General features: G+C 67.9%; 22 protein-coding genes. 11 read left to right on the plus strand and 11 right to left on the minus strand.

All coding sequences use genetic code 11. The features are described from left to right. Window positions 1–133: 133 nt before the first annotated feature. From V5F84_RS00660 to V5F84_RS00685, 6 genes are all read left to right on the plus strand, one after another. A complete protein-coding gene (locus V5F84_RS00660) occupies window positions 134–2,632 on the plus strand; it encodes an ATP-binding protein (RefSeq protein ID WP_394043093.1) in 2,499 nt (832 codons plus the stop codon). Continuing rightward, entirely contained in the window at window positions 2,629–3,009 is a 381-nt protein-coding gene (locus V5F84_RS00665; RefSeq protein WP_394043094.1) for a response regulator, read from the plus strand. Before V5F84_RS00660 ends, V5F84_RS00665 begins: the two co-directional genes overlap by 4 nt. A 159-nt stretch (window positions 3,010–3,168) precedes the next feature. Next, complete coding sequence (locus V5F84_RS00670) at window positions 3,169–4,098, plus strand: sugar phosphate isomerase/epimerase family protein (RefSeq protein ID WP_394043095.1); 930 nt, start codon at window positions 3,169–3,171, stop codon at window positions 4,096–4,098. A gap of 81 nt (window positions 4,099–4,179) precedes the next feature. Beyond that, on the plus strand, window positions 4,180–5,832 hold the full coding sequence (locus tag V5F84_RS00675; protein ID WP_394043096.1) for an FMN-binding glutamate synthase family protein: 1,653 nt from the start codon (window positions 4,180–4,182) through the stop codon (window positions 5,830–5,832). Between the two features lie 226 nt (window positions 5,833–6,058). Beyond that, window positions 6,059–6,487, plus strand: a complete 429-nt coding sequence (locus tag V5F84_RS00680) for an Hsp20 family protein (protein WP_348845448.1) — start codon at window positions 6,059–6,061, stop codon at window positions 6,485–6,487. A gap of 48 nt (window positions 6,488–6,535) precedes the next feature. Beyond that, window positions 6,536–6,805, plus strand: coding sequence for a BQ00720 family protein (locus V5F84_RS00685; protein ID WP_394043097.1), 270 nt, complete (start codon window positions 6,536–6,538; stop codon window positions 6,803–6,805). Between the two features lie 180 nt (window positions 6,806–6,985). Here V5F84_RS00685 and ptsN read toward each other — a convergent pair whose 3' ends face one another. The 4 genes from ptsN to V5F84_RS00705 all read right to left on the minus strand — a co-directional run bounded on the left by ptsN (window position 6,986) and on the right by V5F84_RS00705 (window position 10,682). Next, the gene (gene ptsN, locus V5F84_RS00690) at window positions 6,986–7,450 is read right to left on the minus strand and encodes a PTS IIA-like nitrogen regulatory protein PtsN (protein ID WP_348845451.1); all 465 of its coding nucleotides are present in this window, start codon (window positions 7,448–7,450) and stop codon (window positions 6,986–6,988) included. Window positions 7,451–7,530: 80 nt separating this feature from the next. Then, entirely contained in the window at window positions 7,531–8,127 is a 597-nt protein-coding gene (gene hpf / locus V5F84_RS00695) for a ribosome hibernation-promoting factor, HPF/YfiA family (protein WP_394043098.1), read from the minus strand. Window positions 8,128–8,486: 359 nt separating this feature from the next. Further along, the gene (gene typA, locus V5F84_RS00700) at window positions 8,487–10,313 is read right to left on the minus strand and encodes a translational GTPase TypA (protein WP_394043099.1); all 1,827 of its coding nucleotides are present in this window, start codon (window positions 10,311–10,313) and stop codon (window positions 8,487–8,489) included. A gap of 126 nt (window positions 10,314–10,439) precedes the next feature. Continuing rightward, the gene (locus V5F84_RS00705; protein ID WP_394043100.1) at window positions 10,440–10,682 is read right to left on the minus strand and encodes a hypothetical protein; all 243 of its coding nucleotides are present in this window, start codon (window positions 10,680–10,682) and stop codon (window positions 10,440–10,442) included. Window positions 10,683–10,920: 238 nt separating this feature from the next. On the opposite strand from V5F84_RS00705, the gene V5F84_RS00710 reads away from it, so the two are divergent. Then, window positions 10,921–11,418 (plus strand): potassium channel family protein, encoded by a 498-nt coding sequence (locus V5F84_RS00710; protein WP_394043101.1) that lies wholly within the window; start codon window positions 10,921–10,923, stop codon window positions 11,416–11,418. Here V5F84_RS00710 and V5F84_RS00715 read toward each other — a convergent pair. Both V5F84_RS00715 and V5F84_RS00720 read right to left on the minus strand, forming a co-directional pair. Next, the gene (locus V5F84_RS00715; RefSeq protein ID WP_394043102.1) at window positions 11,345–12,163 is read right to left on the minus strand and encodes a DUF72 domain-containing protein; all 819 of its coding nucleotides are present in this window, start codon (window positions 12,161–12,163) and stop codon (window positions 11,345–11,347) included. The two genes, V5F84_RS00710 and V5F84_RS00715, sit on opposite strands and share 74 nt — an antisense overlap. Window positions 12,164–12,179: 16 nt before the next feature. Further along, on the minus strand, window positions 12,180–12,635 hold the full coding sequence (locus tag V5F84_RS00720; RefSeq protein WP_394043103.1) for an Lrp/AsnC family transcriptional regulator: 456 nt from the start codon (window positions 12,633–12,635) through the stop codon (window positions 12,180–12,182). 152 nt (window positions 12,636–12,787) lie between these two features. On the opposite strand from V5F84_RS00720, the gene V5F84_RS00725 reads away from it, so the two are divergent. Then, window positions 12,788–15,190 carry a thiamine pyrophosphate-binding protein gene (locus tag V5F84_RS00725; protein WP_394043104.1) on the plus strand — a complete coding sequence of 801 codons (2,403 nt, stop codon included), beginning with the start codon at window positions 12,788–12,790 and terminating at the stop codon, window positions 15,188–15,190. Window positions 15,191–15,356: 166 nt separating this feature from the next. Here the strand turns inward: V5F84_RS00725 and V5F84_RS00730 are convergent, their stop codons facing one another. Beyond that, complete coding sequence (locus V5F84_RS00730) at window positions 15,357–15,818, minus strand: MarR family winged helix-turn-helix transcriptional regulator (protein WP_394043105.1); 462 nt, start codon at window positions 15,816–15,818, stop codon at window positions 15,357–15,359. Between the two features lie 176 nt (window positions 15,819–15,994). Here V5F84_RS00730 and V5F84_RS00735 point away from each other — a divergent pair, with 176 nt between their 5' ends. The 3 genes from V5F84_RS00735 to V5F84_RS00745 all read left to right on the plus strand — a co-directional run bounded on the left by V5F84_RS00735 (window position 15,995) and on the right by V5F84_RS00745 (window position 18,556). Beyond that, window positions 15,995–16,474, plus strand: coding sequence for a nuclear transport factor 2 family protein (locus tag V5F84_RS00735; RefSeq protein WP_394043106.1), 480 nt, complete (start codon window positions 15,995–15,997; stop codon window positions 16,472–16,474). After that, window positions 16,474–17,031: a TetR/AcrR family transcriptional regulator gene (locus V5F84_RS00740; RefSeq protein ID WP_394043107.1), complete on the plus strand. Its 558-nt coding sequence runs from the start codon at window positions 16,474–16,476 to the stop codon at window positions 17,029–17,031. The genes V5F84_RS00735 and V5F84_RS00740 overlap by 1 nt, the downstream gene beginning before the upstream one ends. A gap of 67 nt (window positions 17,032–17,098) precedes the next feature. Further along, the gene (locus V5F84_RS00745; protein ID WP_394043108.1) at window positions 17,099–18,556 is read left to right on the plus strand and encodes an FAD-binding oxidoreductase; all 1,458 of its coding nucleotides are present in this window, start codon (window positions 17,099–17,101) and stop codon (window positions 18,554–18,556) included. A gap of 52 nt (window positions 18,557–18,608) precedes the next feature. Here V5F84_RS00745 and V5F84_RS00750 read toward each other — a convergent pair whose 3' ends face one another. The 4 genes from V5F84_RS00750 to V5F84_RS00765 all read right to left on the minus strand — a co-directional run bounded on the left by V5F84_RS00750 (window position 18,609) and on the right by V5F84_RS00765 (window position 23,509). Then, a complete protein-coding gene (locus V5F84_RS00750; RefSeq protein WP_394043109.1) occupies window positions 18,609–19,832 on the minus strand; it encodes an MFS transporter in 1,224 nt (407 codons plus the stop codon). 62 nt (window positions 19,833–19,894) lie between these two features. Next, on the minus strand, window positions 19,895–21,943 hold the full coding sequence (locus V5F84_RS00755; RefSeq protein ID WP_394043110.1) for a SpoIIE family protein phosphatase: 2,049 nt from the start codon (window positions 21,941–21,943) through the stop codon (window positions 19,895–19,897). Continuing rightward, a complete protein-coding gene (locus tag V5F84_RS00760; protein ID WP_394043111.1) occupies window positions 21,943–22,752 on the minus strand; it encodes a hypothetical protein in 810 nt (269 codons plus the stop codon). Before V5F84_RS00760 ends, V5F84_RS00755 begins: the two co-directional genes overlap by 1 nt. 10 nt (window positions 22,753–22,762) lie before the next feature. Then, on the minus strand, window positions 22,763–23,509 hold the full coding sequence (locus tag V5F84_RS00765; protein WP_394043112.1) for a hypothetical protein: 747 nt from the start codon (window positions 23,507–23,509) through the stop codon (window positions 22,763–22,765). Window positions 23,510–23,552: the final 43 nt, after the last annotated feature.

Raw genomic sequence — 23,552 nt, forward strand, 5'->3', positions numbered from 1 at the left:
GGGAGATGGGGCTAGGGATGCAGGTTCGCGCCAGGCACGCGCCGGCCAAGGCGGTTGAACGCGGCGCATGCGGGTTCGTTCGCGCCCCATCGCCGGGGGCGCCTCCCGGAGCATGGGCCGGCGGATCACGCCCATGAGCCTCAAGGGCAGCGCCTACCGGCGGTCCATTCGCTCGGTGACGATCATCGGGCTGATCGGCGCCCTGCTTTCGGTCGCCATCGTCATGGCGGTGGGCATCGCCAGCTTCCGCGAATTCGCCACCGGCAACCACATGCGGGAGGATCTGCTCTATTCCACCGCCCTGCGCGCCCAATTGCAGCGCATCTACGAGAAATTGCTCACCGCGGAAGCCGGCGGGCTCGGCTATGTGGTCACCGGGCGCGACGAATTCCTGGTGCCGCTGGACCAGGTGCGCGCGGAAATGCGCAAGGAGATTGACGCGCTGGCCCAATTGTCGGCCGAGCGTCCGCAGCACGCCATCTCGCTCGGCGAACTGGCCCGCTATTCCGACCAGGAAATGCGGCTGCTCGCCGACATGGTGGAAACCCGCAATGCCGCCGGAGCCCTCGCCGCCTCCAATGTGATGGAGACCCGCCGCGGCAAGGCGCTCATGGACCGGATCCGCCAGGTGGTGGAGCAGGTGCGCAGCGCCGAGGTCGAGGCGATCGAGCGCAAGACCTATGAAGTGCGCATCGCCGGCCAGCGCACCAAGCGCACGCTGCTCCTGCTGCTGGCCGCCGCCATCACGGTGGTGGGCGGGTCGAGCCTGGTGATGATCGCCCATCTGGTCGGGCGTCGCCGCGCGGAACTGGCCCTGGCCGATACGCTGGCGCGCCACCGCGCGATCCTCGCCAGCGCGATGGACGCGATCGTGGTGATCACCAGCAAGGGCATCATCGAGACCGCGAACCCGGTGACGATCCGCATGTTCGGCTGGTCGCCGGAGGAATTGACCGGACGCCATCTCGGCCTGCTGTTCGTGCTGGGCGAAGGGCGCAGCGACGCCGATCTGCTGAACCGGCTGGAGACTTTCGCGCTCGACGGGGGCCACGCGCAGGAGCTCACCGGCCGGCGCAAGAACGGCACGACCTTCCCCATCGACGTGGCGGTGGGCCAGATGCGCGAGAGCGACGGCAACCGCCTCGTCGCGATCCTGCACGACGTCAGCGAGCGCAAGCGCGCCGAGATCATGAAGAATGATTTCGTCTCCACCGTCAGCCATGAGTTGCGCACGCCGCTCACCTCCATCGCCGGCTCCCTGGGCCTGCTGGATGCCGGCGCGGCCGGGCCGCTGCCGGACGCCGCCAAGCGGCTGGTCGGCATCGCCCACCAGAACAGCCGGCGGCTGGTGCGGCTGATCAACGACATCCTGGACATCGAGAAGATGCAATCCGCCTCGGTGGCCTTCGCCCGGGCGCCGGTTTCGGTGGCGCAGGTGGCGCGCGAAGCCATCGACCAGAACACCGCCTATGCGGACGAGCACCGGGTGCGCCTCGCCCTCGACATCGAGGAGGGCGATTCCACGGTGGTCGGCGACCACGACCGCCTGATCCAGGTGCTGACCAACCTGATCTCCAACGCGGTCAAGTTCTCGCCCGTGGACGGTGTCGTCCATCTGCGGGTCGAGCGACACGGCGAGATCGTGCGCGCCTGCGTGCAGGACCATGGCGCCGGCATTCCCAAGGCGTTCCGCGCCAACATGTTCACCCGCTTCGCCCAGGCCGACAATTCCGACTCGCGCCAGCGCGGCGGCACCGGGCTCGGGCTCGCCATCGTGAAGGACATCGTCGAGCGCCACGCGGGCCGGGTCTCGTTCGAGACCCACGAAGGGCTCGGGACCACCTTCATGGTGGACCTGCCCGCCCGCCTGCCGGTGCCGCCGCCCGAGGGCGGCCCGTCCGCCGCCCACGTCCTGCTGGTCAGCGGCGATGCCGAGCAGACGGACATCATCACGGCCGCGCTCAATGGCCACGGCATCGTGGTGGAATGCGCCGACACCGCCGCGAAGGCGGAGGGACATGCCGCGGTCCAACCCTATTCGGTCATTCTGCTGGCGCTGCGGCTGCGCGATTCCGATGGGATCGCGCTGATCCGCTCCCTGCGCCGCGCCGAGCGCACGCGGACCACGCCGCTGATCCTGCTCTCGCGCAGCGGCAGCGGGCCGGTGGTGGAGATCGCCGACTGGTTCGACATTCCCCCCGAGCGCGACCGCCTGATCGCCCTGATTTCCCGCAGCGCCGTGCTGGCGCGCACCGGCTGCGTGCTGCATCTCTCGCAGGCCCATGAATCGCGCCGCGCCGTCGCCCAGGCCCTGCGCGACCTGGTGGAAGTCATCCCCGCCGCCAGCCTGGACGATGCCAACGCCATCCTGGCGCAGCGCGACTGCCGCCTGGTGATCGTCGACATGTGGCCGTTCGACCTGTCGCTGGAGCATCTGTCGTCGCTGTGCCGCTTCTGCGCGGAAAACCATCTGCCGCTGGCGATGCTCTCGCCGCGCAGCCACGACCCGCTGATGGCGCGGCGGCTGGACCAAATGTTCCAGAGCGAGCCCGCCGCGCTGCCGGCCATGTTCGATGTCGTGATCGACCACGTGTCCGGCTCCCCCGGCGGACAGGGGAGACAAAGCGCGTGAGGCTGCACATCCTCTATGTTGACGACGAGCCCGACATCCGGGAGATCGTGACGCTCGCCCTCAGCCTCGACCCGCAGATCGCCGTGGACACAGCGGCCTCCGGGACGGCGGCGCTGGCGCTCGCAGGCGAGCACGCCTTCGATCTCATCCTGCTGGACGTGATGATGCCGTCCATGGACGGCCCCACGACCTTGCGGCAGCTTCAGCAGCACCACTTGGTGCCCCCCGCCGCCGTCGCCTTCGTGACCGCGCGGACCCAGGCCCACGAGATCGCCCATTTCATGACCCTCGGGGCCGTCGGCGTGATCGCAAAGCCGTTCGACGCCATCCATCTGGCGCGGGACGTGCGGGCCCTGGTGCAGAAGACGACCCGCTGAGCCGCGTCGCAGCGTCAGCGCGCACAGCACGCTTCGGCATTTTGATGCGCCGCAAAAAACAAGATGCGGTCGCACCCGTCCGGATCTATTGTGCGCCCATCAGCCGAGGCCAAGGTGGTTGACCTTACGGGCGCCGGCAACACTTACGGGGACAGACGGATGAACACGCGCGCGCTTCCTCCCGGCGTCCGAGGCATCGGTTATTCCATCCGCGCCACGTCACCCGACTTTGACGACCTTGCCCCGAAGCTGGACGAAGCCGAGCGGCTCGGCGTCGATTTCGTCGAGCTGCCCATTTTCGCCTGGACCCTGATCGCCAACAGCCGCGTGCTGGAGGATCGCCTCGCCCGGCTGGTGGAGATCACGCAAAATCGGCCGTTCGGCTACACCGTTCACGGGCCGCTCGCCATCAACCTCATGGAAAAGGGGCCGCGCCTCGCCCATCACAAGTCGCTCCTCGACGCCGCCATCACCGTCGCGGGAGCCCTCAAGGCGGTCAATCTCGTGCTGCATACGGGCTGCGTGCGCGATCCGGACGACCATATCCGCGTCGCCTATTCCCGCCAGCGCGAGGCGCTCGGGCAGGCCGGCGACCGGGCGGCCGAAGCCAATGTCACCTTGTGCGTGGAAAACGTGTTCCGCTTCGAGGCGATGCGGGAAACCGCCGTTCCCTCCCGGCTTGCCGAGGAAATCGACGCCATCGGCCATCCCTTCGTGCGGGCGACGCTCGACGTGAGCCATGCCTTCCTGCGCTGCACCGACGCCGGGCTCGACCTGCTTACCGAGGTCGCGGTGCTCGCCCCGTTTGCCCGGCACGTGCATGTGCACGACAGTTTCGGCCGGCCGCTGGAAAGCTGGACCATCGACGAAGCCGAGCGCCTCGCGCTCGGGGAAGGCGACCTGCATCTGCCGGTGGGCTGGGGCGCCATTCCCTGGGACGAACTGGCGGCGCGCTGCACCTTCGATGCCGGCGCCATCGTCAATCTGGAGCTGCACCGGCGCTATTGGAGCGAGCTGCCGGCGCAGGTCGACACCGTCCGCGCCCTGTCCCAGCGGTTCCTCGCCACGGTCCCCGCCGTCCGCGTCTGAGCCCGGCCAGGAAGCTTCATTGTGCCGGGCGGCGCAACGGCTTAGGTTCCCTTCAACAAGATTGTCGGGGGGGGGAGACTCATGCCGGGCGCCATCGAACCGAGCACCATGATGCTCATGCGTCGCTACAGCCTGTTCGGGCTGGTTTCGGGCCTTGCCCTGCTCAGCCTGATTTTGTCCTTCACCTCGCACCCGGCATGGCTGTTCGTCTTCTGCGTGCTGTTTCCGCTGGTGCTGGTGGGCGTGTTCGACGTGTTGCAGCCGCATCATTCGCTGCTGCGCAATTATCCCGTGATCGGCAGCGTGCGCTGGATCTTCGAGGCGCTGCGCCCCTATCTGCGGCAATATATCGTCGAGGACGATCTGGAGGGGCATCCCTACAATCGAAACGTGCGCAGCCTGGTCTATGCCCGCGCCAAGGGCGAGGAGGATCGCCAGCCCTTCGGCACCGAGATCGACACCCAGGCGCCGCAATATGAATGGATGACCCATTCGCTGGCGCCGACGCCGGTGGCGAAGGAACCGTTCCGCGTGCAGGTGGGCGGCAAGGAGTGCACCAAGCCCTACGCCGCCGCGACGCTCAACATTTCCGCCATGAGCTTCGGCTCGCTCGGACACAATGCCATCGAGGCGCTCAATCTCGGCGCCAAGCAGGGCGGCTTCTATCACGACACCGGCGAGGGCGGGCTGTCCCCCTATCACCGCATCCACGGCGGCGACATCGTCTGGGAACTGGGCTCGGGCTATTTCGGCTGCCGCAACCGGGATGGCTCCTTCTGCCCCGAGCGGTTCGCCGAAAAGGCCGCCGACCCGCAGGTGAAGATGGTGGAGATCAAGCTCTCCCAGGGCGCGAAGCCCGGCCATGGCGGCGTTCTGCCGGCCGCCAAGGTAACGCCGGAGATCGCCGAGATCCGCGGCATCCCGCTGGGCGAGGATTGCATCTCGCCCTCGCGCCATCCGGCCTTCGCCACCCCGGCGCAGATGATGGACTTCGTCGCCCAGCTGCGCGAGCTGTCCGGCGGCAAGCCGGTGGGCATCAAGCTGTGCGTCGGCCACCCGAGCGAGACCTTCGCCATCGTCAAGGCCATGCTGAAAACCGGCATCGCCCCGGATTTCGTGGTGGTGGACGGCTCGGAGGGCGGCACCGGCGCGGCGCCGCAGGAACTCGCCGACCATATGGGCATGCCGCTGCGCGAGGGGCTCATCCTCATGCGCAACGCCCTGGTGGGCACCGGGCTGCGCGACCAGGTGCGGCTCGCCGCAGCCGGCAAGGTCACCTCCGGCTTCGGCATGGCGGCCAACATGGCAGTGGGCGCCGACTGGTGCAACGCCGCCCGCGCCTTCATGTTCTCGCTCGGCTGCGTCATGTCCATGCGCTGCCACACCGGCCAGTGCCCCACCGGCATCACCACCAACGATCCCCACCTTCAGCGCGGCCTCGTGGTGGAGGAGAAGGCGAAGCGGGTGGCGAGCTTCCAGCATCACACCGTGGAAGCACTGGCCGACCTGGTCGCGGCCGCCGGGCTCCATCATCCGAACGAGCTGCTGCCGCACCATATCTGGCATCGCGTCACCCCGGTGCAGGTGCAGCCGCTGGACCGGCTCTATCCCTTCGTCTCCTCCGGCGTGCTCAACGAGGCGCCGGAAGATACCCCCTATGCCGCGGAATGGCGGGCCGCCGATGCGGACAGCTTCGCGCCCCGCACCACCGTCGGGCCGCGCCGCGCGGCGTGAGCTTTCCCAAGGCGGGGCGCGCCGGTTCTCGCCCGCCCCGCCTCTCCTCCACCGCCCGTCCCCGCGTGCCGCCCGCGCCGCCCACCCGTCGGCGCGCGCCACCTTGCGGCAGCGCGACATGCTGCCCATATGGAGAGGCGTCGGGGTGCCTCATGGGGTCCCGATGGATGCGGCCCGGATAGGGCGGCATCCGAACCGCAAAGTCGCTTGATAAGGACTTTGGCTTATGTCGCGGATCTCTTCATTGTCGAACCCCTTCCTTCTGGGATTCGACGAGGTCGAGCGGGTGCTCGATCGGGTGACCAAGGGGGCCGAAGGCTATCCTCCCTACAATGTGGAGAGGATCGATTCGTCCACCGGCGCGCCGCTGCGGCTGCGGATCACGCTCGCCGTCGCGGGGTTTACCGTCGAACAGCTCGACGTCACCCTTGAGGAGAAGGAACTGACCATTCGCGGCCGCCAGGTCGAGGATGGGGAAGACCGGATCTACCTGCACAGGGGGATCGCGGCCCGTCAGTTCCAGCGCACGTTCGTTCTGGCCGAGGGCATGAATGTGCTCGGCGCCGAACTGCGCAACGGACTTCTGTCCATCGATCTCGTCCGCCCGGAACCGACCCGGCAGGCCAAGCGCATCGACATCGTCGCCCGACCGTGAAGGAACGGAAGGGATAGGTCGGCGTTGCGGAATGGAGAGGTTGAGAAAATGATTGAGAAGAGCACCACGGACACCGCCATCACGCCCATCAGTCCGGAAGCCCTCGCGGGCCTGGGCGGCGGCGAGATCGCCTATTTGCGCACCATCCGGTCGGAAGACGTGCCGCGCCTGTTCCCCCAGGCGCCGCAGATCGCGCCGGGGCTGACCCTGTTCACCCTGCACGCCGCCGATGGCACGCCCATCATGCTCACCGACAGCCGGGAAGCCGCGCTCGCCAATGCCAGCGAGCACGCTCTGGTGACGGTTTCGGTGCATTGAACGTCCAGGAAGCGCCGCGCCTGCGGGCGCGGCTGCTTGCGGGAGCGGCTGCCTGGGTCGACGCCGGCTCCATGCGGCTAAGCTCCATGCGGCTAAAAGATGTCACTTCCCCTGCGTGAAAAGCGCATGCGGCGCCCGTTCCCGGCCGCCTCACTTTCCATCCTCGAAGATCTGAGCGCCTCAGGCCGCGTCGGACGCCGATGCGGCGGTGAGCAGCGTGTGGATCGAGCGCGCATCGCGCGAGGCGCGCAGCTTTTCGGCGATCTCCGGATCTCGCAGCATGCGCGCGACCCGGGCCAGGGCTTTGAGATGGTCCGCTCCCGCCGCTTCGGGCGCCAGGAGCAGGAACACCAGATCCACCGGCTCGCCGTCGAGCGCTTCGAAGTCGATCGGCTTTTCCAGACGCGCGAAGGCGCCGAACAGCTTGTCGAGCTTCGGCAGCTTCCCGTGCGGAATGGCGATGCCGCTCCCGACGCCGGTGGATCCGAGACGCTCGCGTTGCAGGAGCGTCTCGAATATCTCCCGGGCATCGCGGTTGATGAGCACCGCGGCATGCTGGGCAAGCTCCTGGAGAGCCTGCTTCTTGCTGCTCGCCCTCAAGGACGGGAAAACCGCATCAGGGGCGAGAAGATCGGCGAGAGGCATAGGTTGAAAATCCCTGGCGACTGGCGGCCGGGGTGGGCTCCGAGAACGCGAGGGACGCTATTCCCAAGCCCAGGTGCCGGTCAATGGGTTTCCTCAAGGGCGAAGGCCGAGGGATCGATCCAGCCCACATGCCCGTCCGGCCTGCGGTAGACCACACTCATCCGCCCGTGGTTGGCATGGCGAAAGACAACCACGGATGCCCCGGTAATCTCAAGCTCAACCACCGCATCGCGCACCGAAAGACTGCGCAGCTTGGTGACCTGCTCGGCGACGACGGTGGGGCTCCAGCCCTCGATTTCCTCGTCGGTCTCAATGTCGGGAGTGGACAGCACGTAGCTCTGGGCGCTCATATCCTCGCCCTTGAGATCGCCATTGCCGTGGCCGTGCTTGTCCTTGAGGCGCTGCTTGTAGCGGCGCAGCCGCTTTTCCACCTTGTCGACGGCGGCATCGGCGCAGGAATTCGCGTCATGCGCGTTTCCGTGGGCCTGGAGATTGACGCCGGAATCGAGGTGCAGCATGCACTCGGAGCGATATCCGGACCCATCGCGGGCAACGGTGACATGGCCAGACCAGCCGCCGTCGAAATATTTCCCGATCACCTCGGAAATCCGGTCCGACAAGCGGGTCCGGAGGGCCTCTCCGATGTCGATATTCTTACCCGAGACACGTAGAGCCATGCGATTTGATCCTCTTTGAGACCAGAGGCGAAGCGTTTCTCCACCCCTTGTCTCTGTTCTTGCAAACCGGCCGGCTTAACAGTGGTAGGAGCGCTTTAGCCAACTGTCAACGCTGCGCATTGCCTTGCGGGTTCCCCAGAGAAATGCGGATTTCGCTGCCGCGTGCGGGCCGACCGGCAGAATCCTCGCCCGCCAACCTGTTTCGACGCTTGCGCCCCGCCGGCCGCGCCCACAGCTATTTGTTGCCATGGGCCCGGCCGCAAGGCCGGCGGCGCGGAAGCGGGATCGCATCCCGCAAAACAGAACACCCCCGGCAGGGGTCTGCCGAGGGTGTGAAAGCGTCGCGAAAGAGGCTGCGATCAGGCGGTCGCGGTCTCGGACTTGCGCTCGTTGCGCTTGCGCTCGTTCGGATCGAGCCAGCGCTTGCGCAGGCGGATCGACTTGGGGGTGACTTCCACCAGCTCGTCGTCCTGGATCCAGGCCAGCGAACGCTCCAGCGTCATGCGGATCGGCGGGGTCAGGCGCACCGCCTCGTCCTTGGAAGTGGTGCGGATGTTGGTGAGCTTCTTGCCCTTCAGCACGTTCACTTCCAGGTCGTTGTCCCGGTTGTGGATGCCGACCAGCATGCCCTGATAGACCTTCCAGCCCGGCTCGATGATCATCGGGCCGCGGTCTTCCAGGTTCCACAGGGCATAGGCCACCGCCTCGCCCGCTTCGTTGGAGATCAGCACGCCGTTGATCCGCTGCGGGATCTCGCCCTTGTGGGGCTCGTAGGCCTTGAACAGGCGGTTCATGATGGCGGTGCCGCGCGTGTCGGTGAGCAGTTCCGACTGATAGCCGATGAGGCCGCGCGTGGGCGCATGGAACACCAGGCGCTGGCGATTGCCGCCCGAGGGGCGCATCTCGATCATCTCGGCGCGGCGCTCGGACATCTTCTGCACGACGGTGCCGGAATATTCCTCGTCCACGTCGATGACGACTTCTTCCACCGGCTCCAGCGTCTCGCCGTTCGGTCCCTGGTGGAACACGACGCGCGGACGCGAGACGGCCAGCTCGAAGCCCTCGCGGCGCATGGTCTCGATGAGGATGGCGAGCTGCAATTCGCCGCGGCCGGAGACGAAGAACGAATCCTTGTCGGCCGATTCCTCGATCTTCAGCGTGACGTTGCCCTCGGCCTCCTTGAACAGGCGGTCGCGGATCATGCGGCTCGTCACCTTGTCGCCCTCGGTGCCCGCCAGCGGCGAATCATTGACGATGAAGGACATGGTGACGGTGGGGGGATCGATCGGCTGCGCCTGGATGGGCGTGTCCACGGAAGGATCGCAGAAGGTGTCGGCCACCGAGCCCTTGACCAGGCCGGCGATGGAGACGATGTCGCCCGCCTCGCCCTGCTCGATCGGCTGGCGCTCGATGCCGCGGAAGGCGAGGATCTTGGAGACGCGGCCGGTTTCCACCAGATTGCCTTCGCGGTCGATGACCTTGATGGACTGGTTCGGCTTCACCGTGCCCGAGGAGATGCGGCCGGTGATGATGCGGCCGAGGAACGGGTTGGCTTCCAGCAGCGTGCCCAGCATGCGGAACGGCGCGTCGTCCACATGGGCCGGCGGCACATGCTTCACGACCAGGTCGAACAGCGGGGCGAGGCCCTCGTCCTTCGGGCCTTCCGGGGAATGGGCCATCCAGCCGTCGCGGCCGGAGCCGTAGAGGATCGGGAAGTCGAGCTGGTCGTCATTGGCGTCGAGCGCCGCGAACAGGTCGAACACCTCGTTGATGACTTCCTGCGGGCGACCGTCCGGCCGGTCCACCTTGTTGATGGCGACGATCGGGCGAAGGCCGATCTTCAGCGCCTTGCCGACCACGAACTTGGTCTGCGGCATCGGCCCTTCGGCCGCGTCCACCAGCACGATGGCGCCGTCCACCATGGAGAGGATGCGCTCCACCTCGCCGCCGAAATCGGCGTGGCCCGGGGTGTCGACGATGTTGATGCGGATATCCTTCCAGACCACCGAGGTGGCCTTGGCGAGGATGGTGATGCCACGCTCTTTTTCCAGATCGTTGGAATCCATGACGCGTTCGGCGACGCGCTGGTTGTCGCGGAACGAACCGGATTGCTGGAGCAGCTTGTCCACCAGCGTCGTCTTGCCGTGGTCGACGTGGGCGATGATGGCGATGTTGCGCAGCTTCATAAGATTCTCAAACACCAAAACGCGGGCCCGATACCTCGGACCCGCTCCCGCGAATTTCGCGGTGCAAAATACACATGCGCCCGGCTAAAGCAATCCGGGGCGTCGCGAGCGGCGTCCGGCGCTGCGTCAGCCGTGCCGCAACTGGAACGCGCGCTGGATCTGCTCCGGCGTCATCACTGTGCCGTCGGGCTTGCGCAGCCACGCCAGTTCCCGGTTCGCCGGCGCCTGGGTGGCCGCAAATGCGATCGCGTCCTCCACGGTTTCAAAACCATAGGGCTCGGGCCAGCGGTCGGGTGCGTTCACCGAATGGGAGCTGGACCAGTATTGGAGTTTCACCGGCTTGTCGGTGCTCGCCGCCTGCGTGCTCATGTGCCGCCTCCTGCCGTTCGCCGGAAGGCAAGGAAGCTCCGCCCTCCGGCAACACCCCCCGGCGGAAAAACGCGCGGGCGGGGCCGCAGTTCCCGGCGGACGATGTCCCCTTGCGCCGCGTCCCCCTTGCCGCGTCCCCTTTCCCGCGCGCCCCTTGCGCCGCGCGCCCCTTGCACCGCGCGCCCCTTGCCGCCATGAGAAGACAAGGGGCGTGCGCGCCCGGGCGGCGGGCGCGGCAATGTCGGGCGAACTCTTCATCGGATTGCTGATCAGCCTCGTGAACGTGGCGATCCAGGCGCTCGCCAGCGTGGGCCTGGTCACGGTGATGCGCCACCTCACCCACGGCCGGCATTTCCGGCGCCGCTACATCACGCTCCAATTGGGCATGGTGGTCACGGGCTCCCTCCTCACGCTGACCCATCTGCTCCAGGTGGGCGTGTGGGCGCTCGCCTATCAGGCACTCCACGCGGTGAAGAACGCGGACGACGCCTATTATCTGGCGTTCGTCAATTTCACGACGCTTGGCTATGGCGACATCCTGCCCACCTACGACTGGCGGCTGCTCGGCCCGGTGACGGCCGCCAACGGCATGCTGATGTTCGGCTGGTCCACGGCCATCTTGTTCAGCGTGCTCACCCGCGCCGCCGATATGCTCGGCTTTCTCAGGGACCCTCATCTCCCACACGCGCCAGCAAAGCCTGCGCCGCCGCCGGAGCCCGAATCTTCGCCCCATTGATCATGTAGACGAAGACGTCGCGCGGGCCCTTGGCCGCGCCCGCAGCCTTCGCGGACGCCTTGCCAGCCAGGGGCTTCAGGTCCTTCGGCACCTTGCCGTCCGCCCAGCTTGCCGCCCGCGCCGCCCACTGGTCGAGGGCCTTCGGCTCATAGCCGGTGTCCACCTCCTCCCGCGCGTCCTGAAGCCGGGCATAGACGAAATCCGCCGTGATATCGGGAATGGCCGGATAGCCGGGCTTGTCGGCATAGATGATCGCCACCTTGTGCGTGGTGGCCAGTGCGACGAAATCCGCCGTGCAGAAGCTTTCGTGACGCACTTCCACCGCATGGCGCAGCTTCACCCCGCCGACGCTCTGCGGAAGCAGGGCGAGGAAGGCGCCGAAATCCTCGGGATCGAAGGCCTTTGTGGGCGCGAATTGCCAGTTGATGGGGCCGAGCTTCTCGCCCATCTCGGCGATGCCGCCCTCCACGAAGCGCGCGACGCTCTCGCCCGCCTCCGCCAGGACGCGCCGATGGGTGCAGAAGCGCGTCGCCTTAAGCGCGAACACGAATCCTTCCGGGACCTGGTCCGCCCAGCTCTTGTAGGTCTTGGGCGTCTGCCCGCGATAGAAGGTGCCGTTGATCTCGATGGAGGTCACCGCCCGGCTGGCGAATTCCAACTCTTTCGCATGCTTGAGACCCTCGGGAAAAAACGTGCCCCGCCAGGGCTCGAACGTCCATCCCCCAATGCCGACGCGAATGGCCATGGCGCGTTCCTTTCTTTCAGATCAAGGGCAGGACGTTGGAATATTTCACCTGTTCCAGGGCGAAGGACGATTCGATGGAGGCGATGCCCTCGACCCGGGTGAGCTTCTGCTTCAGGAAGCGTTCATAGGATTCCAGATCCGCCACCACCACCCGCAAAAGGTAATCGCGCTGGCCGGTCATGAGATAGCATTCCAGAACCTCGGGCCAATGGCGGATCGCGGCGGCGAAGGCATCGAGCGCGTCTTCCCGCTGGCGCTCCAGCTTCACCGAGACGAACACGCTCACGGGAAGACCGACCGCCCGCTGGTCCAGCACCGCCACATAGCGGGTGATCAGCCCCTCCTCCTCCAGGTGCCGCACGCGCCGCAGGCATGGTGAGGGCGACAGGCCCACCCGCGCCGCAAGTTCGGCGATGGTGATGCGCCCGTCTTCCTGGAGGGCGGACAGGATCTTGCGGTCGAGCAGGTCCATGGGCGCAGGTTTCATGCGTGGGAGGGCGATGGGACGACAGAATACGCCAAAGATCGACCCGCGCGAGCCTCAAATAGGCGATTTTCACCGCCCGTGGCGGCGTACTCTTAAGTCCTGGCTGCGCCGGTGCGGCGGCCCGAGGAGATGAGACCATGACCCAGGCCCGCGACGCGACAGACCTCGCCATCCTGGCCGAGCTGGAGCGCAAGGTGCTCTGGCTCGCCAGCTGGACCATCCATAACGCCAACCACCTGCGCCCCAGCGACGACGGGCTGAAGGTGGGCGGCCACCAGGCCTCCTCCGCCTCCCTCGCCACCATCCTTACGGCGCTCTATTTCCGGGTGCTGCGGCCGCAGGACCGCGTTGCGGTGAAGCCCCATGCGAGCCCGGTGTTCCACGCCATCCAATATCTGCTGGGCCACCAGACCCGCGAGAAGCTGGAAGCCTTCCGCGCGTTCAAGGGCGCGCAATCCTATCCCTCGCGCACCAAGGACGTCGACGACGTGGATTTCTCCACCGGCTCGGTCGGCCTCGGCGTGGCGCAGACGCTGTTCGCCTCCATCGCGCAGGATTATGTGCGCGCCCACGGCTTCGCGCCGGAGCGGCCCGAAGGCCGCATGATCGCGCTGGTGGGCGATGCCGAGCTGGACGAGGGCAATGTCTTCGAGGCCCTGCTTGAGGGCTGGAAGCACGACGTGCGCAACACCTGGTGGGTGGTGGACTATAACCGCCAGAGCCTGGACGCCGTGGTGCGCGAAGGGCTGTACGAGCGCTTCGTCGGCATCTTCGAGGCCATGGGCTGGCAGGTGGTGATCCTGAAGTACGGCTCGCTCCAGCAGGCCGCCTTCGCCGAGCCCGGCGGCGCGGCGCTCAAGGCCTGGATCGACACTTGCCCGAACTCGGAATATTCCGCCCTCACCTTCCAGGGCGGCGCCGCCTGGCGGAAGCGGCTGATGGACGATCTCGGCGACCAGGGCGAAGTCTCCGCCCTCATCGCCCGCCGCTCCGATGCGGAGCTTTCCGCCCTGATGACCAATCTCGGCGGCCACGATTTGCCGAGCATCATCGCCGCCTTCGAGAGCATCGACCACGACAAGCCGGTCTGCTTCCTCTGCTACACGGTGAAGGGCTTCGGCCTGCCGCTCGCCGGCCACAAGGACAATCATGCCGGCCTCATGACCGCCGCGCAGATGGATGTGCTGCGCGGCGCCATGAAAATCCGCGCCGGGCACGAATGGGACCTGTTCGAGGGGCTCGCCACGCCGCCGGCGGCGCTCGACGCCTTCCTGAAGAAGGTCCCGTTCGCAAAGGAAGGCACGCGCCGCTTCACCGCGCCCGCCCTGCCGGTGCCGACGCTCTTGACCCCGCCCAATCCCACCCTCTCCACCCAGGCGGGCTTCGGGCTGATCCTGCAGGAGCTGGCACGCGGCGACAGCGATCTTGCGGCGCGCATCGTCACCACCTCGCCGGACGTGACGGTCTCCACCAATCTCGGCCCGTGGGTGAACCGGCGCGGCCTGTTCGCCGAGCGCGAACTCTCCGACGTGTTCAAGCGCGAGCGCATTCCCTCCACCTTCAATTGGGAATTCTCGCCCAAGGGGCAGCACCTGGAGCTGGGCATCGCCGAGATGAACCTGTTCCTCGCGCTCTCCGCGCTCGGGCTCTCCCATTCGCTGTTCGGCGCGCGGCTGATCCCGGTCGGCACGCTGTATGATCCCTTCATCTGCCGCGGGCTCGATGCGCTGAATTATGCGTGCTACCAGGACGCCCGCTTCATCCTGGTCGCCACCCCCTCGGGCGTGACGCTGGCGCCGGAAGGCGGGGCGCACCAATCCATCTCCACGCCGCTGATCGGCCTGGCGCAGGACGGCCTCGTCGCATTCGAGCCCTGCTTCGTGGACGAGCTGGCGGTGCTGATGGGCTTTGCCTTCGATTACGTGCAACGCGACGGCAGCGGCGACGAGGACGAGCGCAACTGGCTGCGCGACGAGACCGGCGGCTCGGTCTATTTCCGCCTCTCCACCCGCCCGCTGGAGCAGCCGAAGCGCACGCTCACCGAAACGCAGAAGCGCCACATGGTGGACGGCGCCTATTGGCTGCGCGAGCCCGGCCCAAATTGCGACGTGGTGATCGCCGTGCAGGGCGCCGTGACGCCGGAAGCCATCGCGGCCGTGGGCCTGATCGCCGAGGACCGGCGCGATGTGGGCCTGCTCGCAATCACCTCGGCCGACCGGCTGAACGCGGGCTGGACGGCGGCGGCGCGGGCGCGCGACCGCGGCCTCTTGCATGCCACCAGCCATGTGGAACGCCTGCTCGCCCCCCTGCCGCGCCATTGCGGGCTGGTGACGGTGATCGACGGACATCCGGCGACGCTGGGCTGGCTCGGCTCGGTGCACGGCCATCGGGTGCGGTCGCTGGGGGTGGAGCATTTCGGCCAGACCGGCACCATCGCCGACCTCTATCGCGCCCATGGCATCGACAGCGCGGCCATTGCGGCGGCGGCGCAGGGCGTCGCGCCGGGCCGGCCGCTGCGTCACCTCAAGGCGCTCGGCTGAACGGGGCTCGGCTGAGCGGCGTTCGGCCGGCCGGCAATCGGCTGGCCGGCATCGGGCGGGCGCGCTTTGCCCGGCGCTCCGGCACACTGCGGACCCGCCGGCGCAAGCCCGCCGGCGGAGGCCCGGCCGGGCCCCGGGACGGCTGGGGGCGAAGACGGGCGCGACTCTAGCTGCGCTCGGCCGCCTGCGGCCCCTCATAGCGGTCCAGCGCGGCCCGCAAGGAGACGATCTCGGCCTGAAGGCGGATCAGGTCCTCGACGCTCTTGCCGGTCGCCGCGAAGATGCAGCTCGGCACGTCCTGGGCCTGGGCCTGGAGCGCCCGGCCCTTTTCGGTGAGATGGATGCGGACCTGCCGCTCATCGCGGCTGTCGCGCTCGCGCCGCACGTGGCCGGCGGTTTCCAGGCGCTTCAGCAGCGGGGTCAGCGTGCTGGATTCCAGGAACAGGCTCTCGCCGATCTGGCCCACGGTCTGGCCGTCCCGCTCCCACAGGGCCACCATCACCAGATATTGCGGATAGGTGATTCCGAGCCGATCCAGGATCGGCTTGTAGACACGGTTGAAGGCGTGCCCCGTGGAATAGACGGCGAAGCACAGGAAGTCGCCGAGCTTCAAGTGTTCTTGGTCCATGACCGGCCCTCGCAGGGCGCCCGCGCCCTTAAGGCACCGCCCTTCGACACATATTAAATCGCACGCGATATATTGGCAAGCGACACTGAGCCGACTTGGCTTCAGGCCGCTTGACAGCGCCCGTCCAAAAATGTACTGATTGGTACATACAATACCGATCAGTACAGGAGCAGATCATGTCCGAGGCGCCCGAGCCCCGTCCCCCGTTTCCGCCCTTCACGTTCGAGACCGCCGCCAAGAAGGCGCGCGGCGCCGAGGATGCCTGGAACTCCCAGGATCCGGTCCGCGTCTCGCTCGCCTATACGCCCGACAGCGTGTGGCGGAACCGGTCCGACTTCTTCACCGGCCGCCCCGCCATCGTCGAATTCCTCACCCGCAAGTGGCAGAAGGAGCAGGATTACCGGCTCATCAAGGAATTGTGGGCGTTCCACGAGAATCGCATCGCCGTGCGCTTCCAGTACGAGTGGCGCGACGCGAGCGACCAATGGTATCGCGCCTATGGCAATGAGAATTGGGAGTTCGACGAAAACGGCCTCATGCGGTGGCGACAGGCCAGCATCAATGATGTGAAGATCGCCGCCTCCGAGCGCAAATTCCTGTGGCCCCAGGGCCCCCGCCCGGCGGATTATCCCGGCCTCACCGAACTTGGATTGTAATGGCGAAAATCGTCCACGAGCGTGAAGATGTGCTGCCCGCCCTCGGGGAAGTGTTCCGCGAACACGGCTTCGAGGGCGCGAGCCTGGCCATCATCCAGGCCCGCACCGGGCTCGGCAAAGGCAGCCTCTATCACTTCTTCCCCGGCGGGAAGGAGGAGATGGCGAAGGCCGTGCTCGCCCATGTGGACCGCTGGTTCGAGAATGAGGTCTATCGCCCCCTGCGCGAGGAGGAGGACGCCCGCGCCGCCATCGCGCGCATGATTTCCTCCACCGAGGCCTATTTCCGCTCCGGCAACAGGGTGTGCGTGGTGGGCGTGTTCGCGCTCGGCGAGACCCGCGAGCGCTTCGCCGTCGCGGTGGCGGATTATTTCGTCCGCTGGCGCGCGGCCCTGCAAGAGGCCCTGGCGCGCGCCGGCCATCCGCCGCAAGACGCCGCCGATCTTTCGGAAGACGCGGTGCTCTCCATCCAGGGTGCCCTGGTGCTTTCCCGCGCGGTAAACGATACCGCCGTTTTCACCCGCGCCCTCGCCCGGCTGAAGACGCGCCTCGGGGTGTAGATCCGCCCCGGCGCAAGCGGCCGCAATGCTCTTGCCCGGATCGCGCGCCTGTTCCAGTGTGCCGCCCATGTCGAGCATCGCGCCCCCCCTCCGCCACCTCCCCGCCACCGCCGTCGCCGACGTTCTGGAGCGCATCGCCGCCCGCATCGGCGCGCGCTACGTGCTGCCCCCCGGCGCCGAGGCCGCGCCCTATCTGGTGGAAACGCGCGGCCTGTTCCAGGGCGAGGCGCCCGCCGTGCTGCGGCCGGGAACGGCGGAAGAAGTCGCCTTCTGCGTCGCCCAATGCGCGCAGGCCGGCCTGCCGCTGGTGGCCCAGGGCGGCAATACGGGGGTCGTGGGCGGGCAGACGCCGTTCGGCGAAATGCTGCTCTCCCTCAACCGCCTCGACCGCATCCGCGACATCGACCCGACCGACCTGACCGCGACGGTGGAAGCCGGCTGCACGCTCCACGCGGTGCAGGAAGCCGCCCGCGCGGCGGACTGCCTGTTCCCCCTCTCCATCGCCTCGGAGGGCACTTGCCGCATCGGCGGGAATCTCGCCACCAATGCCGGCGGCGTCGCGGTTCTGCGCTATGGCAACATGCGCGAACTGACGCTCGGCCTGGAAGTGGTGCTGCCCGACGGGCGACTGTGGAACGGCCTCTCGCGCCTGCGCAAGGACAATACCGGCTACGACCTGCGCGACCTGTTCATCGGCTCGGAAGGCACGCTCGGCATCATCACCGCCGCGACCCTGCGCCTGTTCCCGCGCCCGCGCCAGCGCTCCACCGCCTTCGTCGGCCTGCCGAGCGTGGACGCCGCGCTCGCTCTGTTCCGCCGCATGCGCGCGGTCGCCAGCGACAGCCTGACGGGCTTTGAGCTGCTCTCCGATTATTGCATCGAGACCGTGCTGAAGCACATTCCCGGCACGGTGCGCCCGCTCGGCCTGCGCCATGCCTATTACGTGCTGGCCGAACTCACCTCCACCCGCCTGGTGGACGATCTCCCCGCCCTCGCCGAGGGGGTGCTGGAACAGGCGATGGAGGCCGGCGAGATCGAGGACGCCGTGATCGCCGCGAGCGAGGGGCAGGCGCAGGCGCTCTGGAAGCTGCGCGAAACCCTGCCCGAGGCGCAGAAATTCGAGGGCGGCTCGATCAAGCACGACGTCTCGGTGCCGGTCTCGCGGGTGCCGGATTTCTACACCGAGGCGAGCCGGCTGTGCGAAGCCCACATGCCGGGGGTGCGGGTCTGCGGCTTCGGCCACATGGGCGACGGCAACATCCATTTCAACCTGAGCCAGCCGGTGGGCATGGACAAGGCGGACTTCATCGCCGAATGGGAGGCGTTCAACCGCCTGGTCCACGATCTCGTCGCGCAGATGGGCGGCTCGATCTCGGCCGAGCATGGCATCGGCCTGCTCAAGCGCGAGGAATTGCGCCTCTACAAGGACCCGGTGGCGCTGGAGATGATGGCGGCGGTGAAGCGCGCCCTCGACCCGGCCGGGCTGCTGAACCCCGGCAAGGTGCTGCTGCCCGGCGCGAACTGACGCCCCGGGCGGCGCGCCGGCTTGCGCCGCGTGCCGCGCCGGACGGGAACGCTCAGGCGCCGCGCGGGGCGCCCTTGCCCTTCACGCCGACCACCGTGACCACGGCAAGCGCCAGCGGGATCGCCGCCGCCATGAACACCACATGGGTCAAATGGTGATCCAGCAGGATGCCATAGACCACCGGGCCGATCAGCGAGCCGATGTCGTAGCCGGAATAGACCACGCCGAACACCTTGCCGGTGGAGCCGGACGCGGCGGCGCGGCGCACCAGCACGTCGCGCGACGGCATGGTGACGCCCACCGCCGCGCCAATCAGCGTCAGCAGCCCGACGGCGGCCGCCGGCCCATAGGCCACGAAGCCGAGCAGCACGCACATCAGCGCCGCGGCCGAGAGGCCGATCATCGCCACCACGTGATGGCGCGTGATGCGATCGGCGAGCCAGCCGCCGCCGGCGACACCCACCGCCTGGCCGATCTGATAGGCCGTGACGGCGAACGCGGCGATGCCGGCCGAAACCCCGAAGCCTTCCTGCAAGGCGGTGATGGAGAAATTCTGCACCCCCACCAGCGACATGGCCGAGAGCACGAAATACAGGAACGCCAGCAGCACCACCGGCGTCATCAATATGTGCATGAAGCTCGGCGCCGGGCCCGCGGCATGGTCCGCGCGGCGTTCGGCATGGGAGGGCGTGCGCAGCACCGCGCGGCTGCACATCAGGCCCACGGCGATGCACAGGCACGCCACCCCGAGGATGATCAGCGCGGCGCGCCAGCCATATGCCATCGCCAGCCCGCCCGAGACGATGGGGGAAAGGGCAAATCCGATATTGCCGAAGATCACATGGGCGGCGAACGCGCGCCCGAGCCGCTTGCCGCCCACCCGGTGGCTGAGGATCGACAGGTCGGCCGGGTGATAGACGCTGTTGCCGAGCCCGGCCAGCATGGCGAGCGGCAGCATGGCGGCATAGCTCGGCGCGGCGCCGAGCGCGGCGATGGAGGCCGATTGCAGAACGATGCCGCACAGCAGCAGCCGGTCCGCGCCGAAGCGGTCCACCAGCACCCCGGCGAGCACCTGGCCGGCGCCGGAGAACAGGTAGAAGAGGGAGAGGATGAGCCCGAGCTCGGTGAACGAGACGCCGAGATCGTCCCGCATCACCAGGAATAGCGGGGCAAGGGCGAGCTGCAGGATGTGGCTGACGAAATGGGCGGCGCCCACGGCGCCGATGGTGGCAATCTCCCCCCGGGTGATGCGGGTGGGCTCCAAAGTCGTATGCACGGCGTTTCTCCTCGGCCCGCTCTTGAAGGGCGGGCTCTTCTTCTCCGGGCGCGAACGTCCGGTCAGTACACCGCGCGTGATCCGCTGCCGCCGAAATAGCGCAGGGTCAGGCAGGTGATGTCGTCGGCCTGGGGGGCGCCGCGCTCGAACGCATGGATCGAGGCGAGCACGCGCTCGGCCACCTCCGGCACATGGCCGGTGTTTACACCCTCGGACAGCAGGCTTTCCAGCCGGCCCTCGCCATAGGGCTCGTCATCGACGTCGAACGCTTCGGTCACGCCGTCGGTGAACAGGAACAGGGTATCGCCCGGCGCGAGCTGCATCTCGTGCTCCACATAGATGAAGCCCTCCAGCACCGCCACCGCCATGCCCGCCGTGCTCGGCAAGGTGGAGAGCGCCCCATCGCGGGTGATGCGATAGGGCAGGTTGTGGCCGGCATTCACGAAGCTCAGCCGGCCGGTCTCCAGGTCCAGCACGCCGTAGAACAGGGTCACGAACAGCATCTGCTCGTTTTCCACCGCCAGCAGATCGTTGAGGCGGCGCACGCAGCCGGCGGGCGAACGCTCGAACAGCGCGGTGGAGCGCAGCAGGGTGCGGGAAATGGCCATGAACAGCGCCGCCGGCACGCCCTTGCCGGACACGTCCGCGACCACGAAGCCGAGGGTGGATTTGTCGATCAGGAAATAATCGTAGAAGTCGCCGCCCACCTCGCGCGCCGGGGTCATGCTGCCGTCCACGGTGACGCGCGGATCGGGCGAGAATTCCTTCGGCAGGATCGCGAGCTGCACCTGGCGGGCGATCTCCAGCTCCTGCTGGAGGCCGGCGAGCTTGGTCTTGGTGATGAGGGCTTCGCGCAGTTCCACCACCATGGCGGAAAGGCGGGTGTATTGTTCCACGATGCGGCGGGAGAGATCGTGCAGCACTCGCGCCACGCGGCGCAGCTCGTCGTCATTCTCGTGCTGCTCGCCGGACTGGAGCAGCGCCAGCACCTCCTCGCGATCGCTGGCGTCCAGCGCGTCGGCGAGGGCCTTCAGCTCGCGCGAGATGACGGTTTCCTGGCGGCGGCGCACGCGGTCGCGCTGGCGGCGGCTTTCGGCGAGCGCCTGCACGTTCCCGCGCAGGCCGACCACCGCCTCGGCGATGCGGCCGATCTCGTCCTTGCCGGTGCGCTCCAGCGTCACCGAGGTGTCGCCCCGCGACAGCGCCTGAAGCACGTCGATGGCGTCTTCGAGCGGCCGGAAGGAATACCACAGGAAGCCGTTCACCCCGATCACGCCGATGACCAGCAGGAGGATGCCGGCGCCGATGGCCCAGCTGCGCAGCATGCCCTGGGCGGCCCAGGCGGCCGTAGTGTCCTTCAGCGAGACCAGGCCGCCGATGATGCCGCCGTTGATGTCTTCCACCGGCACGTTGACCACGGAATAGGTCTGGGCGTCGAGGTCGATGCGCTCGTACAGCGCCTGGCGCGGGGCGATCACGGGCGCGGCGCGCTCCCACAGCGGGGCGTCCGTGGTGGCGGCGATCCGGTCGCGCAGGGTCAGCAAGGTCGCGGCCGATTGGGTGCTGGCGGAGAAGCGCTGGACCGCGGATGACACGTCGCGCCCGAGCACGACCACCGCCCGCCCGGCGCCCTGGAGGTTGATGACCCGCGTCGCCACGACCATGACCTGGTCGGCGGCGATCGACCGCAGGCCGCCGATGCGTTCGCCGGCCTGCGCGCGGTCGAGGCTGCCGGCGTCGAGAATGCTGCGCCCCGCGGCGAGGCCGGCGGAGAACAGGATTTCGCGGTCGGCGGCCACGACCTCGAAACCGAGCTTCGAATCCGTGCCGATCCCGAGATCCCCCAGCGCGGCGAGGACGCCCGAGCGATCGTTCAGCGCCAGGGCGAGCCGAACCGGGCTGGAATCGACGATGCGGCCCAGGCGCTGGTCGAGTTCGGCCACCTGCACCGTCACGATCTCGCGCCACAGCGCGGATTGGCCGGAAATGGCGATGTCGGAGGTGCGGGCCTCCTCCAGCCGATCGCGCACCATGCTTGCGCCCCAGAAGGTGGCGATCAGGGCGAGGAAGCCCAAGGCGACGATCAGCGTGATGCGGGTGCGCAGAAGCATCAGGAGCCGCGCCCCACCTTGGCCGACGCGGTCGGCTTGCGCGGCATCGCCTCGCGGCGGATGCGCTCCACGTCGGCCCGCAGCCCCCCTTCAAAATCCACCGCCAGCAACTCCTCCGCATAGGCCTGCAAGGCGAGCCATTTGTCCGCCACCCGATGGACCCCGGAGCTGGTGGCGCGATAGGCGCGGGCGATCGCGCCCTGTCCCAGGCGCGCGGCGCCGGGCCCGCTGTCGAGTTCGCCGTCGGCGTTGCGGGCGAGCACGGTGGCGAGCCGGATGCGGCTCGCGGCCAAGGCGGAGCCGGCGAAAAAGGCCCCGAACAGGCCGGCGATGGTGCTGCATGCCACCACCGCGAGCGCGAGCGGCAGATAGGACGCCGACAAGGCGGTGCTGAGGGTGGCGGGGGCCGTGGTCACGTCCACCTGCCCGACCTGGATGCTGTCCACCTGGATCGGCACCGAAACCGTCTCGCCGCCGGGGTTCGGGCCGATGGCGAAGCGCACCTCGCGCCCGTCGGGGCCGCGCAGGACGATGCGCGAGATTCCCGGCGTCTGCGCCATGGTGGCGGAGAGATAGGCCTCGACGCCGGGCAGCAGCTTGAGCGGAATGCCGAACCGGGCCGCCTTCTCGAATTGCAGCGCCAGGGCACGGGCGACGGACGTGCCGATCACATTGGCGTCGCGCCGGGCGGTCTCTTCCACCTTTTGCGTGAAGCCGTTGAACATCAGAACCCCGGCGCCGCCGCCGAGCGCGAGGGTGAGCAGGAACACGAACAGGCCCACCATGAGGCGGTCGCGCGCCGTCGACATGCGTGGCGATTTAATGGGCATCGTCGAGCGCCCCCAATTGCGCCAATCCCCGCTCGATCCGCTGTTCGCTCTTGGTCCAGGTGTCCTTGGCCTGGGCCGCCAGCAGCTCCAGCCCGTGACCGGGCGCATCCACCCCGACTTCGCCGCGCAGCACCCGCGCGGCGCGGTCGAAGCTGCGGGTCACCGCATAGACGAAGGCGAGGGTCGCGAGAACCGCCAGCACCACCGCGCCCGCGGCGAGACTGCCGGAGCGCTTCAGCAGGTCGAAATGCAGCGCGTCGCCGCGCGCCTGGCGGGATTTGTCCGAGACGATCACGGCGATGCCGCCGGCGAGGCCGAGGTCGTTCTCGAAGCGGGTTCCGAACACCGTCTCGCCGCGCGTGACGGTCTGCCAGATGCCGTCGTCCTGAAGCTTCTGCGCCCAGCTATCGGTCACGCTCTCGCCCACCGAGCCGCGGTCGGTGCTGTAAACCGATTTGCCGGCGGCATTGAAGATGTCGATCGCGAGCACGGACGAATCGCTCGCCTTCTCGCGCTCGATCCGAGACTGGAGCGGCGAAATCTGGTCCAGCGCGAGTCCGATGGAAAGATTTGCCTCCGTCGTGCTGCGCAACGCGCCGAGCAGGCGCGAAACACGGGCTTCCTCGATTTCCGCATTCACCCGTTCGCCGGCAAGGAAAGCTCCGGCGGCCACCGCCGCGATGGTCAGCAGCACCGAGAAAATCACAACCAATACAAGGCGACTGACGAATGGCATGAAAAAATGCTTATACGCTGGAGACGGCGGACGTTAGCCGCCC

The sequence above is a fragment of the Roseixanthobacter liquoris genome (assembly GCF_043195135.2).
GTDB lineage: Bacteria > Pseudomonadota > Alphaproteobacteria > Rhizobiales > Xanthobacteraceae > NCEH01.